The 13,621-nt window shown below is 27.0% G+C and carries 17 protein-coding genes; 6 read left to right on the top strand and 11 right to left on the bottom strand.

The features are described from left to right. Positions 1-6: 6 nt before the first annotated feature. The 11 genes from atpA to rplU are packed head-to-tail and all read right to left on the bottom strand — an operon-like array spanning position 7 to position 7,923. Positions 7-1,512, bottom strand: coding sequence for a F0F1 ATP synthase subunit alpha (gene atpA, locus AVBRAN9331_RS06210; protein ID WP_336612633.1), 1,506 nt, complete (start codon positions 1,510-1,512; stop codon positions 7-9). 11 nt (positions 1,513-1,523) lie between these two features. Beyond that, positions 1,524-2,030, bottom strand: a complete 507-nt coding sequence (locus AVBRAN9331_RS06205; RefSeq protein ID WP_214117374.1) for a F0F1 ATP synthase subunit delta — start codon at positions 2,028-2,030, stop codon at positions 1,524-1,526. Next, positions 2,030-2,518, bottom strand: a complete 489-nt coding sequence (locus AVBRAN9331_RS06200) for a F0F1 ATP synthase subunit B family protein (protein WP_214117375.1) — start codon at positions 2,516-2,518, stop codon at positions 2,030-2,032. Before AVBRAN9331_RS06200 ends, AVBRAN9331_RS06205 begins: the two co-directional genes overlap by 1 nt. A gap of 9 nt (positions 2,519-2,527) precedes the next feature. Then, positions 2,528-2,953, bottom strand: a complete 426-nt coding sequence (locus AVBRAN9331_RS06195) for a F0F1 ATP synthase subunit B family protein (protein ID WP_214117376.1) — start codon at positions 2,951-2,953, stop codon at positions 2,528-2,530. 60 nt (positions 2,954-3,013) lie between these two features. Continuing rightward, the gene (locus AVBRAN9331_RS06190; RefSeq protein ID WP_214117377.1) at positions 3,014-3,895 is read right to left on the bottom strand and encodes a ParB/RepB/Spo0J family partition protein; all 882 of its coding nucleotides are present in this window, start codon (positions 3,893-3,895) and stop codon (positions 3,014-3,016) included. Between the two features lie 3 nt (positions 3,896-3,898). Beyond that, a complete protein-coding gene (locus AVBRAN9331_RS06185; RefSeq protein WP_214117378.1) occupies positions 3,899-4,669 on the bottom strand; it encodes a ParA family protein in 771 nt (256 codons plus the stop codon). Next, the gene (locus AVBRAN9331_RS06180) at positions 4,666-5,403 is read right to left on the bottom strand and encodes a biotin--[acetyl-CoA-carboxylase] ligase (RefSeq protein ID WP_214117379.1); all 738 of its coding nucleotides are present in this window, start codon (positions 5,401-5,403) and stop codon (positions 4,666-4,668) included. The genes AVBRAN9331_RS06185 and AVBRAN9331_RS06180 overlap by 4 nt, the downstream gene beginning before the upstream one ends. Continuing rightward, the gene (fmt, locus tag AVBRAN9331_RS06175) at positions 5,396-6,304 is read right to left on the bottom strand and encodes a methionyl-tRNA formyltransferase (protein ID WP_214117380.1); all 909 of its coding nucleotides are present in this window, start codon (positions 6,302-6,304) and stop codon (positions 5,396-5,398) included. The genes AVBRAN9331_RS06180 and fmt overlap by 8 nt, the downstream gene beginning before the upstream one ends. Positions 6,305-6,328: 24 nt before the next feature. Continuing rightward, positions 6,329-7,321, bottom strand: coding sequence for a GTPase ObgE (gene obgE, locus AVBRAN9331_RS06170; RefSeq protein WP_336612632.1), 993 nt, complete (start codon positions 7,319-7,321; stop codon positions 6,329-6,331). Between the two features lie 24 nt (positions 7,322-7,345). Beyond that, complete coding sequence (gene rpmA / locus AVBRAN9331_RS06165) at positions 7,346-7,603, bottom strand: 50S ribosomal protein L27 (protein WP_214117382.1); 258 nt, start codon at positions 7,601-7,603, stop codon at positions 7,346-7,348. An 11-nt stretch (positions 7,604-7,614) separates the two neighbouring features. After that, entirely contained in the window at positions 7,615-7,923 is a 309-nt protein-coding gene (gene rplU, locus AVBRAN9331_RS06160) for a 50S ribosomal protein L21 (protein ID WP_214117383.1), read from the bottom strand. Positions 7,924-8,103: 180 nt separating this feature from the next. On the opposite strand from rplU, the gene AVBRAN9331_RS06155 reads away from it, so the two are divergent. The 6 genes from AVBRAN9331_RS06155 (at position 8,104) to AVBRAN9331_RS06130 (ending at position 13,618) form a co-directional block, all read left to right on the top strand. Continuing rightward, complete coding sequence (locus AVBRAN9331_RS06155) at positions 8,104-9,222, top strand: PilZ domain-containing protein (RefSeq protein WP_214120243.1); 1,119 nt, start codon at positions 8,104-8,106, stop codon at positions 9,220-9,222. A gap of 3 nt (positions 9,223-9,225) precedes the next feature. Then, complete coding sequence (plsY, locus tag AVBRAN9331_RS06150; RefSeq protein ID WP_214120244.1) at positions 9,226-9,870, top strand: glycerol-3-phosphate 1-O-acyltransferase PlsY; 645 nt, start codon at positions 9,226-9,228, stop codon at positions 9,868-9,870. Then, positions 9,855-10,172 carry a dihydroneopterin aldolase gene (locus AVBRAN9331_RS06145; protein WP_214117386.1) on the top strand — a complete coding sequence of 106 codons (318 nt, stop codon included), beginning with the start codon at positions 9,855-9,857 and terminating at the stop codon, positions 10,170-10,172. The genes plsY and AVBRAN9331_RS06145 overlap by 16 nt, the downstream gene beginning before the upstream one ends. A gap of 74 nt (positions 10,173-10,246) precedes the next feature. Next, the gene (gene hsrA, locus AVBRAN9331_RS06140; RefSeq protein ID WP_214117387.1) at positions 10,247-10,918 is read left to right on the top strand and encodes a response regulator transcription factor; all 672 of its coding nucleotides are present in this window, start codon (positions 10,247-10,249) and stop codon (positions 10,916-10,918) included. Positions 10,919-10,932: 14 nt separating this feature from the next. Continuing rightward, positions 10,933-12,150 carry a sensor histidine kinase gene (locus AVBRAN9331_RS06135; RefSeq protein ID WP_336609498.1) on the top strand — a complete coding sequence of 406 codons (1,218 nt, stop codon included), beginning with the start codon at positions 10,933-10,935 and terminating at the stop codon, positions 12,148-12,150. Between the two features lie 10 nt (positions 12,151-12,160). Further along, on the top strand, positions 12,161-13,618 hold the full coding sequence (locus tag AVBRAN9331_RS06130) for a Ppx/GppA phosphatase family protein (protein WP_214149695.1): 1,458 nt from the start codon (positions 12,161-12,163) through the stop codon (positions 13,616-13,618). Positions 13,619-13,621 lie beyond the last annotated feature (3 nt).

Here is a 13,621-nt window from a genome sequence, read left to right as displayed (position 1 = left end):
CAAAACCTACGCTTGTGTTGCTTTAAACTCATTTAATAAATTTTTAATTTTATCTTCTAAATCACTATCTAAAGCTTTTTTAACTCTAATTTGCTCAAAAATCTCAGGAGACTTTGTTTCAATATAAGCATATAAATCATTTTCAAATTTAGTAATCTTATCTACAGCAATATCATCTAAAAATCCTCTAGTACCTGCATAAATTAGAACTATTTGCTTTTCAATAGCTAATGGGCTATATGGAGGTTGTTTTAATACTTCAACCATTCTTTGACCACGCTCTAATTGTTTTCTTGAACTCTCATCTAAATCACTTGCAAATTGTGCAAATGCTTGTAATTCACGATATTGCGCAAGGTCTAATCTTAATGTTCCTGATACTTGTTTTGTAGCTTTAATTTGAGCAGAACCACCTACCCTAGATACTGATAAACCTACGTTAATAGCAGGACGAATACCAGAGTTAAATAAATCTGTTTCTAAGAATATTTGTCCATCTGTAATTGAAATAACATTAGTTGGAATATATGCTGAAACATCTCCTGCTTGAGTTTCAATAATAGGTAAAGCTGTTAACGAACCTGCACCTAAAGCATCGCTTAATTTTGAAGCTCTTTCTAATAATCTTGAATGTAGATAGAATACATCGCCTGGATAAGCTTCACGACCTGGAGGACGGCGTAAAATCAAGCTCATTTCACGATAAGCTACTGCGTGCTTACTTAAATCATCATATACTATTAAAGCATGTTTGCTATTGTCTCTAAAATACTCACCCATTGTAACGCCTGTATAAGGAGCAAGGTATTGAAGAGCCGCTGAATCACTCGCAGTTGCACTTACTACTATAGTATATTCCATAGCTCCATGTTCTTCAAGTTTTTTAACAACTTGCGCAACAGTGCTTTGTTTTTGTCCAATAGCTACATAAATACATACAACATTTTGACCTTTTTGATTAATTATAGTATCTACTGCTACGGTTGTTTTACCTGTTTGTCTATCTCCAATAATCAACTCTCTTTGACCGCGACCAATTGGAACAAGGGCATCAATTGCTTTAATACCTGTTTGTAATGGTTCATGAACGCTTTTTCTAGCCATAATACCTTTAGCTTTTTCTTCAACGAATGCAGTTTTTGTAGTATTTATAACACCTTTTGCGTCGATTGGCTCTCCTAAAGCATTAACAACACGACCAATTAATTCTTCGCCAACTGGAACTTTTAATAATTGTTTTAATCTTTTAACAGAGCTACCTTCTTTAATATTTGAAAAACTTCCTAAAACTACAACACCAACACTATTTTCTTCAAGGTTTAATGCCATACCTTTTTCGCCATTTTCAAATTCAACCATTTCTCCTGCCATAACATTTTTTAATCCAAAAACATTAGCAACACCATCAGCTATTGAAATAACTTTACCAGTTTCTTCAATTTCTAAATTTAAATTAAAATTCTCAATTCTTTCTTTAATAATTGAGCTAATTTCATTTGCGTTAAAACTCACTGTTACTCCTCTTAAATTGCTTTCATTATATGCTGTTTGATTTTATCTTTTAATGAAGTTTCTGATACTATTATTTCATATCCTAAGTCTTCAATATAAATCTTTATTTCATTTTTATCATGAATTATATTTTTTAGTTTTATTTCTTTTTTAAAATAATTTGATAATTCTTTTTCGTGCTTTAATATATCATTATCACTAATTTTTTCTTTAGAATAAATATCAGCATAATAAATATTATTTTCTAAAGCTAATTTTTTAACTAATCCATCATAAACAACTGGAACTTTATCAAGTTTATTATTTACTCCTAATACCTTTAAAAAATTAATAATTTCTTTTTTATTTGTATTAGATAAACTCACTAAAAACTCTATCTTTTTATCTAAGCTAATGCCAACTGCATTTATTATCACTAATGTTTTTTTATCTTTAAAGGCTTCTTTTAAAATCTCAAAACAAGATATAAATTCTTCCCTATCTTTTCTTTGCATTATTATATTTACATACTTTTCCATTAGCTAACTTTCCTTGAAACAATATCTAATAAATCAGATTGTTTTAAATTAACATTGGTATTTAAAAGCTCTTCTATAAGTTCATTGACAACTTCTTCTTTAGCCTTTTTCTCTTCAAATATTTTTTGCTCTTCATAAGATTTTTTCATATTTTCTATCTCATTATTAGCATCTTTTAAAATATTTTCATTTAATTTTATAGCTTGTTCTTTAGCTAATTCTATTAGCTTATCAGCCTCGTTATTAGCTATCTCTATTTTTTTAATTGCTTCTTCTTTATTTTTTTTAGCCTCATCTAAGCTTTTTTCTATTGATACTAATCTATTTTTAATATTATCAATTCTATCACAATATATCTTTTTAATTGTTTTAGCAAGTAATAAATACATCATAACAGCAAAAATTACAAAATTTATAGTTCTATAGAAAATATCTGTATCACTAGCTAACAAATAAGTAGGTAATAAAATCCATATTAATCTGTTCATAAAGCAACCTTAAATTTTTTCTATACTTGCTCTTAAAGCATTTTCACACTGAAACAAATCAGCTTTCAACTCATTTTTAAACTGAATTTTTTTTGCTTCAAGTTCAGTTAAAAATTTCTGATAGTCTAAATCAAGACTAGCCTTTTTTTCTGCTATAGCTTTGCTTGCTTGCTCTTTTGCTACGGCAACTTGCTCGCTTTTGATGGCTTGAGCTTTAGCTCTTGCATCAGCATAAATCTTAGCAATTAATGTTTCATTATTACTAGCGTCTGTGTTATTTTGCTGAATTCTAGCTTCATCTTCTTTTATACCATCATCTCTATTTTTCATAAAGGTTAGCAATGGTTTGTATAAGATGTAATCTAAAATCCAAAGCAATATTAAAAACAACATAGCTGTTAATAACATCATTTTAAGATCTAAGTCATCAAACATACATTCTCCTTATTTTGATAAAACTTTATATTAACATAAAAAAATCAAATAATATTTAAATTATAAGTTTTTTATAGCATTTTCAACAAAATTTTTAGTATTTTCTTGATTTAAATTAAATATAAGTTTGCCATTTTGTATTTTAAAATCTATTTTAAATTCTTTTAATTTTTTTAACAAACTATCATCAATTATGTTATTTGTATTTTTACCCTTGAGTTTATTTGCTAGTTTTTCACAATCTCTAACATTTAATTTTTGACCAATAATTGTATTTACTAAAATCTTTTCATCTTCTTTTTGACCTGCTATTACTTTAGCATGACCTGCACTTAATTTGCCATCAATAATTAATTTTTGAGTATCTTCACTAAGAGTAAGTAATCTTAAAGTATTTGCTATATTTGCTCTACTTTTTTGAATACTATGCGCTAATTCTTCTTGAGTAATTTTTCTAACTCTCATTAACTCTTTATAAGCTAAAGCAAGTTCAATAGGATTTAAATCTTCTCTTTGAATATTTTCAAGTAAAGCTAATTCTCTTGTTTTACTTGAATCTATATTTGCAATAATTGCTTTAATTTTTGTTTCACCTAAAGCTTTAATAGCCCTTAATCTTCTCTCGCCAGCAATTAAAAAATATTTAGTTACTTTTTCTAAATTTTCTCCATTTTCCATTGCCTTTTCACAAAGCTCATCAGCATCTATTACAACAATTGGTTGTAATAATCCGTGATTTTTAATGGAATTAGCAAGTTCATTTATACTATCTTCATTAAAACTTTTTCTTGGCTGATATGGATTTGGAGTTATATCATCTATACTAATATCTCTTATAGTATCTAAATCACTTCTAAAAACTCCACTTAACTCATCATCATAAGCTAAAGATATATCATCTAAAATACTACTAAAATCTGAACCTAAAGATTTTTTTGCCATTTTCTATCCTATTAAAGAATGTGCTAAGCTTTGATAAGCAACACAACCTGGAGATTTTATATCATACAATATTATAGGTTTTCCAAAACTTGGACTTTCTGCTAGTTTTACATTTCTTGGAATTATTACTATCTCTCCATCTTTTCTAAATAACTTGCCACTTAAATGCTTTTTAAGTTCGGCAACCGTATCCTTTGAAAGATTATTCTGTGGGCTATACATAGTAGGTAAAATTCCCCTTATTCTTAACTTCGGATTTATTGCTTCTCTTATATTATGAATCGTCCTTAAAATATGTGCCAAACCTTCTAATGCTAAATATTCACATTGAATCGGGATTATTACATCAGTGCTTGCTGCAAGTGCATTAATTGTGATATTTCCTAATGCAGGTGGCGAATCTATTATTATATAATCATATCTATTTACAACATCTTTTAAAGCTTTTCTTAAAATTTGTTTATTATTTACACCTGTTCCTAATTCTTGCTCAAAATTAGTAAGAACAATATTTGATGGAGCAAGGTCTAGTTTATTCAAACTTGTCTTTAAAATAATCTCATCTAATGTTTTTTTACCACTTAATACATGATATATATTAAATTCAAAATCACTTCTTTTAAATCCGTATCCTGTGGTAGCATTACCTTGTGGATCCATATCTATTAGTAAAACACTTTTTTCAGCTACCGCAAGAGAAGCTGCTAAATTCACTGCCGTTGTTGTTTTACCTACCCCACCCTTTTGATTAGCTATTGTTATAATTTCACTCATCTTAAACTATATATCCTTTTGTTATCTACTAAAATAGAACCATCTTCATATAATTTTACATCATTTAATGAATAAGTATTATCATCATTTTTAAAATAAAACGATCTACTTAATTCAAAATCACTCTTATAATAATCAAAAATTTCTTTCCAAGAAATATTAAGATTTATTCTATCAAAAAAAGTTTTAAGTAATGTTGAATATGAAATATCTATATCTAAAATATTAGCATCTACTGGTGCTGTAGTTATGTTTATACCAATACCACAAACTAATTTATTTTTTATTTTTGCAGTAATTAGCCCTCCAATTTTTTTATTATCTAAATAAAAATCATTAGGCCATTTGATAAAAACTTTTGAACCAAATTCTTTTAAGACTATTTTCATTATCATAGAATAATATATACTAGCTGATTGAATAGGTAAATCATCTGGTAAATTATCATTAAAAAAAGATAAATATAAATTATTTTTTATATCTAAATTAAATTTATTATATTCATCAAAAAATATAAAATCTATATCTTTAAAATACTGATTATGAATCTTAGAATTTATATTGCCAAGTGAATCAGTATTATCGCTAATCCAATTTCTATTACAAGAGCCAATTCCGTTAGTTTGTTTAAGCGTAGCCAATGCAAATGCGTGTTCTTTAAAACCATTTCTAATAGCATTTATAAGCTCAACTTGAGTTGAACTTATACAATTACAAAAAGCTAGATTATACAATGCTATCTCCTTGTTTTAACCTTTTACCATTTACATATACATTAGCATCTAAAGACTTTTTACCTGCATCTTGCAATTTATAAACTTTTAAGCTGCCTTTTTTACAAGTTAAAATTAAATAATTTTTACCTATTTCTTTTATAAGCCCTTCTTTATTATCACTTTCACATTCATTCAATTCAAGTTCATTTAACTTTAAACCATTTTCTAAAAATATATTAGGCCAATCATAAAATGCTAAATATTTTTGATATATTTCTTTAGCATTATTTAGCTCAATTAAACCATCTTGTTTTTTGATAATTTTTGTATGAGTTGCCTTTGAATCATCTTGTTTAATAGGTTGAAAATAATTTGGATTTTCTAAAAATTCCAAAAGCATTTTTGCTGATAATTTAGACATTTTGTCAAATACTTGTGGAGAATTTAAATCCTTAATATTTAATTCTTGTTGATATAAAATATCTCCAGTATCAAGACCTATATCCATATTCATAAGTGTAACTCCACTTACAATATCACCATTTAAAATAGCACTTTGTATAGGTGAAGCTCCTCTATAATAAGGAAGTAAACTAGCGTGAGTATTAATACAAGGTGCTATGTCTAAAATCTCTTTTGGCAGTATTTTTCCATAAGCTGCAACTATTATAAAATCTGGTTTTTTATTGCTAATTAAATTTCTAATCTCTTCATTATTTCTTAAGCTTTTTGGTTGTGCTAATTCTAAGTTTAGTTTTAACGCAATCTCTTTTACCGGACTTGGAGTTAATATTTTTTTTCTTCCAACTTCTTTATCTGTTTGGGTTAAAACTAGACTTACATTATGAAATTTACTAAGCTCTTCTAAAATAAATGCCGAAAATTCGGGCGTGCCCATAAATACTATATTTTTTTTCATGATATACCTAAAAATTAAGATATGTTATTCAAATAACATTTTTGATAAAGATAATTTTAACTCTTTAATACCATCATTAGTAACTGAAGATATTTTTGTAACAAAAACTAAATTATCATATCTTTTTAAATACTCATTTAAAAGTTCTAATTCTTGAATTAAATTCTCTTTAGCCACATCACATCTTGTGATTGCAACTGCAAATTTAAAATCATTCAAGCCATAAGCTTCAAGTTCTTTGTATAAATTAATAAATTGTTCTTTAATACTCATTTCTTTAAAACTATCTAGCATAAATAATAAGCATTTTGACCTTGATATGTGTTTTAAGAACTCATATCCTAAACCTTTTCCTTCGCTAGCACCTTCTATAATTCCTGGTATATCAGCCATTACAAACGAGTAATCATTAATATCTACAACACCTAATTTTGGAGTAAGAGTTGTAAATTCATAATCAGCAATTTCTGGCTTAGCATTACTTACTATACTAATTAAAGTAGATTTTCCAACATTAGGATATCCAACTAATCCAACATCAGCAATTAATTTTAATTCAAGTCTTACTTCTAGACTTTCTCCTTTTTTGCCAGGTTGAGCGTATGTAGGTCTTTGATTAACAGAACTTTTAAAATGTCTATTTCCAAGGCCACCTAAACCACCATTTAATAAGACTATTTGCTCTTCTAAACTCGTAAAGTCATGTAAGATTTCATTGGTATTAATATCAATAATTTGAGTACCTATTGGAACCTTTATTTCTAAATTCTCGCCTTTTTTACCACTTTTATTTCTAGGTAATCCACAATCACCATTACTAGCTTTTAAATGTGTTTTGCCTTTAAAATGCGCTAAAGTATGAAGATTATTATCACAAATAACCACTACATCGCCACCACGACCGCCATCGCCGCCATCAGGACCGCCTAGTGGTACATGTTTTTCACGGCGAAATGAGCTAGCACCCGCTCCGCCGTTACCAGAGCTCAGCCTAATTTTTATACTATCAACAAACATTACCTAAGCTCCTTTTAATTTAAATTATACTGCAGGATATACAGAAACTTTTTTGCGGTTTTTGTCTTTTCTTTCAAATTTAACAAAACCATCAACTAAAGCAAAAATAGTATGATCTCTTCCCATACCAACATTTGCTCCTGCGTGAGTTGCTGTTCCTCTTTGGCGAATAATAATATTTCCAGCTCTTACAAATTCTCCACCAAATTTTTTAACACCTAAACGTCTACCTATAGAATCTCTATTATTTTGAGTTGAACCTTGACCTTTCTTGTGTGCCATTGTATTTCTCCTTACGCTTTAATTTCTTTTACTACTACGCGAGTAAATTGTCTTCTAAAACCTCTTTTTAATTTAGAGTCTTTTCTTCTTCTTTTCTTAAAAATTACAACTTTTTTATCTTTTCCTTCGTTGATAACTTCAAGAACAACTTTCGCTCCACTAACAAAAGGGGTACCGATTTTTAATTCTTTATCGTTAACAGCTAAAACATCTGTAACTTCTACGATAGACTTTTTCTCTGCTTCAAAGCGATCTAACTTTAATTCGTCGCCAACACTTACTTTGTACTGCTTACCGCTATGTTTAAAAATAGCATACATAATTCATCCTTTGTAATTTAGTAAGTCCCATCAAGCACTTTAAATATTAAATTTAAAGATTTAAATAAGCTTAAATGAGTTGTAAAAAGCGAATACTATCAAAAAATCATTAATTTTTATTTAAAAATTTATTTTTTTTGCTACACTAATGCTATTTTTAGTTTAAAAGGAAACAAAAACATGAGTTTTGAAGGAAGAGACGAACTAGTTAATTCTAGTATTAATTATTTTGAAAAATATACACACAAATTTATTAATAACATACAAGCTTATTATAGAAGCGAAGGCAAAATTTTATCAAAAAATTGTGAAGATGCTTACGAAGAATTATTTTCTATGTTACTAACAAAAGATTTTAGTATAGAAAGAGGTAAGGAATTAGCCAAGACAAAAGACTTTGATAGAGCTTGCTTTTTTGAATTTTTATTAAAAACTTATATAGATTTTTCTAAGCATATTATGAATAATGGATTAAACAACAAATTAGTTGTTAATCTTGCCTTTGCATTGGAAAGATACGGTTCAATTTTTTGCACAATTTGTCACGATTCTACGACTGCACAAAGTTCAATTAATGTATTTTCAGCAAGTAGTTCTGGTGGATTTTTTATACACGAGAATTTTATAGATACATTTAAAAAAATGTATTCTGTAGGAGAAAAATTAGAATTTTTAAATCTTTATAATGGTGTTCCTGTTAGAACTTACGGAGAAATTTTACAAGTTGAAGATGCGAGTATAGTTGTAAAAGTTGATTTAATGCAAATTTTAGCTATGAAAGAAGAAGATTGTGCTTATATAGTTCAAAATCAATATTTGCAAAAAAATATTAAAGCAAATATTTTATCTGTTAATATTGTAAATTGCACGGTAACTTTAAATAATTTTGAAAGCCAACCATATATGCACGCATTAAAAAGAGCATATCCTAGAGTGCATCCTAATGAATTTACTAAAATAGCACTAACTCATGAAGATGGAAGGGTTGCTAATGGAAAGTTATTTGATATTTCAGAAGGTGGAATTGGTGTTGTTTCTAATGAAGATGTAGGATTTAAAAGAGGTGATATTTTATCATCTTATATTTGTTTACATATGCCTCATTCAAATGAAGCAGTTGAGTTTAATTTAAAATTTAAATTAGTTGTTTTAATTGTATATCAAAATGCTTACAGATATTGTTTAGAGATTTTACCAGACCAAGAAGATGCTAAAAAAATCCAAGAATTTGCAAGCAGAAGAGTAGAAGAAACTTTAGTAGAGCTTAAAAATCAATTAAGCCTATATAAAAGAGATTAAGATATGAATTTTATTACATTTATAATTGACTTGTTTACAAATAATAATTTAATTTGTATGCTGATAGCCTATTTAATAGGCTCAATTCCTTTTGGATTAATATATGCTAAAAAATTTGCGAATGTTGATATTAAATCTCAAGGTTCAAAAAGCATAGGAGCTACAAATGTATTAAGAGTTGTAAAACAAGTTAATCCAAAATTGGCTAAAAAATTAGCAATAGCTACTATGTTAAGTGATTTTTTAAAAGCTATGCTTCCAATTTGTATTGCTATGTTTTTAGATATAAGTGAAGCAACAATTTGGGCTATGGCAGTTCTTAGTGTTATAGGACATTGCTATAGCATATTTTTAAGCTTTAATGGCGGTAAAGGCGTGGCTAGTGGGGCTGGAGCTTTAATACTATTAGTTCCTTATTCTGTAATTATAGGTCTTATTTTTTGGTTAATAATCGGAAAAGTATTTAAAATATCTAGCTTAGCATCATTAATAGGATTTAGTATTGGAGTAATTAGTGCAGAATTTTTATACCCTAATATTAGTATTAATTCTCACGCACCAATATATTTAATATTATTTTTTGTGTTCTATAAACATATACCAAATATTATTAGATTGATTTTTAAAGACGAATGCAAAGTCATATAAAAATAAAAACAAAATTTAAATGCATAATAGGCTTATTGGAATTTGAAAGATTAGAAAAGCAAACAATAAGCCTAAAAATAAATGCAAAAGCTGATAGTTTTTTAGACTATGCTAAAGTAACTAAATTATCAAAAAAATATTTAAAATCAAAAAAATTCTTTACCTTAGAAAAAGCTAATAAAAAACTAGCAAAAAAAATAAAAATCAAATTTCCACAACTAAAAAAAATAAAAATTGAGATTATTAAATTAGAGATTATGAAAAACACAAAACTTAGTGCTAAATACAAAAAAAAATATTAAAATAACTTTAAAAAAACTTGAATATTTGCTTAAATTGTGTTAGCATAACCTTAATTTTACTTTAAGGAAAAAAAATGCGTATTTTAGTAGTGGAAGATGAAATATCTTTAAACAAGACACTAGCCGAAGGTTTAACTGAATATGGCTATCAAATAGATGCGTGCGAAAATTGTAAAGATGCTGAATATTATATCGGTATTAGAAACTACGATTTAGTATTGACAGATTGGATGCTTCCTGATGGTGATGGCACTGACTTAATACATGTTGTAAAACATAAATCTTCAAGAACTTCAATCATAATTTTATCTGCAAAAGATGATAAAGAAAGTGAAATAAGCGCTTTAAAAGCAGGTGCTGATGATTACATTAAAAAACCTTTTGATTTTAATGTATTATTAGCTAGAATTGAAGCAAGACTTAGATTTGGTGGGTCAAATACAATTAAAATTGATAATTTAGAAATAGACCCAGATGAAGAAAAAATTACTTATAAAGGTAAAGAAATTGAATTAAAAGGTAAACCTTTTGAAGTATTAACCCATCTTGCAAGACACTCTGATCAAATAGTATCAAAAGAACAATTATTAGATGCAATTTGGGAAGAACCTGAACTTGTAACTCCTAATGTAATTGAAGTTGCAATCAATCAAATTAGGCAAAAAATGGATAAGCCTTTAGGTATCTCAACTATTGAAACAATAAGAAGAAGAGGCTATAGATTTTGCTTTCCCAAAAAAGCATAAGAAATAAATTTTTCTTGCAACTAGCATCTACTATTACGGTGCTAGTTGTTATTTTTTCAGTTCTGTCGTATCAAATTCTAAAAATTAATATAATGCAAAATGAATTTGATAATTTAATCAAAAATGCTATTAGTATTATTGAAGTGAATAATAGTTCAAACTTTATTATTTTTAAAGACTATAAAATAATTCATTTAGATAAAAAAACTATGAAACCAAACTTTCAAATAATCAATGAAAACGATAAAAAAGTCTTGATTTTAACATATCCTTACAATGAATTTGGGGATTATATAATATTAAAAAAAGATATAAGTCAATCAATTAAAATTCTTGATACTATTTTTATATCTTTATTTTTAATAATTATTATTGCTATTAGTTTGATTATTTTTTATTCATTATTCTTATCAAGAATATTATCAATGCACCTAAAAGAATTAAGCGTTAAAGTTAGTAGGTTTGATGATAACTTTACAAATAGATTAGATTATAAAAACTATCCATTAGAGTTTAAAGAAATCATAAGTAGTATTAATCACTTAATTACTAGAATTCAAAACTATAATATGTCTCAAAAAGAACTATTTATAGGAATTGCTCACGAATTAAAAACTCCTTTAGCAGTTATAAAAGCTAAAAACGATGTAACGCTAATTAAATCAAGAGATAGTGAATATTATATTCAAACCATTAAAAACTCTAATGATAGCATAGATAATATCAATAAAATCATAAATGAAATTCTTAAAATTGGCAGATTAGAAGGTGCGCAATTTGAAGAGCCAAATGAAATAGACTTAATTGATTTTATTAGACAAGAAAGCAAAAATTTTAGCCTATTAGGCTCAAAAACAGGACAAAAAATAGAACTTAATCTAAACCCAAATGAATTAAAGATAAAAATACAAAAAACCTTATTCTCACAAATTTTACAAAATTTTATTCAAAACGCATTTAAATTTTCTCAACCAAATACAACAATAACAATTACAACTTTCATCAATAATATGACTTTTTATCTATATGTAGATGATATGGGTTGTGGAATTAGTGAAGATAAAGATTATTTTGCACCATTTAAAAGATTTGGAGATAAAGAAGGCGTTGGATTAGGACTTTATTTATCAAAATCAGCTGCAACCGCACTAAAAGCTGAAGTATCATTAGAAAATAGAAAAGATATGCAAGGAACAAGGGCTATTTTTTCTATGAAAATCAAAAAAAATTAAGAGAAGAAATATGGCAAAAAAAACTGCAATTATTGATTTAGGTTCAAACGGAATTAGAATGGCAATATATGAAAAAACTTCAAGATATGGTTTTTATATATTAAACGAACAAAAAGTTAAATTTCGTTTGGCACAAGGGGCTTATGAACAAGATAATGTATTGGTAGAAAAACAAATCAAAAAAGCTTACGAAATAATAAAATATTTTAAAACTCAAGCGCTTAATTTTAAGTGTAATAAAATATTTTGCATAGGAACATCAGCTCTAAGAGATGCAAAAAATAAAGCTGATTTAATTAACCTATTAAAAAAAGATTTAAAACTCAATATCAAAACTTTAAGTGGAATGGAAGAAGCATATTTAAGTGGTTTTGGAGCTATTAATTTACTACCTAAATTAGATGAAAAATCAATTTGTTTAGATATTGGTGGTGGTAGTGCTGAATTGTGTTTGTGTGAAAATACAAAAGTAGTTAAAACTTTCTCGCTTGACCTTGGAACGGTGAGATTAAAAGACTTATTTAAAGACAAATTTAATAAATTAGAAAAATATATAGATAATTATTTAGAGCAAATCCCTGATGATTTTAAAGCTTCTATCTTAATTACAATAGGCGGCTCATTAAGAGCTATTAGCAATGCTATTATGGAAAAAAATAATTATCCTTTAAGTCAGGTTCATGCTTTTTCTTATCAAGTAGATGAAGAAAGTGAATTTATAGAAAAAATTATCAATTGCAAAAATTCAGAACTTAGCTCGCTAGGAATTAAAAAAGAAAGACACGATACCATTAAAATGGGTGCTTTAGTCTTTTATAAAATAATTAAAAAATTAAAAATTAAGCAAATAATTACAAGTGGTGCTGGAGTTAGAGAAGGAATATTTTTAAAAGACTTATTTAAACACCACAAAGGGTTTCCAGCCAATTTTAATCCGAGCTTAAAAAGTCTTGAAGATAGACTAATTAAATACAAATCAGGCTCACTAGTTAGTAATGTTACAAGATTATTTAATACTTTAAATGAAATTCATTATGTTGATAAAAAATATCTAAAACACTTAACATATGCAGCAAAACTCATTGAAACAGGTTTATTACTTAGCTATTATTCAAACCATAAACATAGTGCTTATTGTGTTTTAAGTGGTCTAAATTTTTGTATAAAACACGAAGATAAAGCACTAATAGCAACTATAATAGAACAACACGGCAAAAAAATAAATTATGAGAATTTAAAATTAAAAAAATTATTGCCAGATGAAAATACCATATCTTGGCTTAATTTTATTCTAGCATTTTGTAATGCTTTAAATAAGGCTAAAGAAAACGAAATTTGTGATTTTTCTTATAAAAATAAAACTTTATATATAACAAAAAATACAAATAATTTCATTATGCAAGAAGCTATTAAAAAGATTAGCAAGCCAAAAAGTTTTAATGTATATATAAACAATGAAGAGATTTAACTC

This window comes from Campylobacter sp. RM9331, assembly GCF_020137685.1.
GTDB lineage: Bacteria > Campylobacterota > Campylobacteria > Campylobacterales > Campylobacteraceae > Campylobacter_E.
The sequence above is the reverse complement of the archived record's forward strand: the minus strand, read 5'-3'. Positions and strand labels throughout refer to the sequence as shown.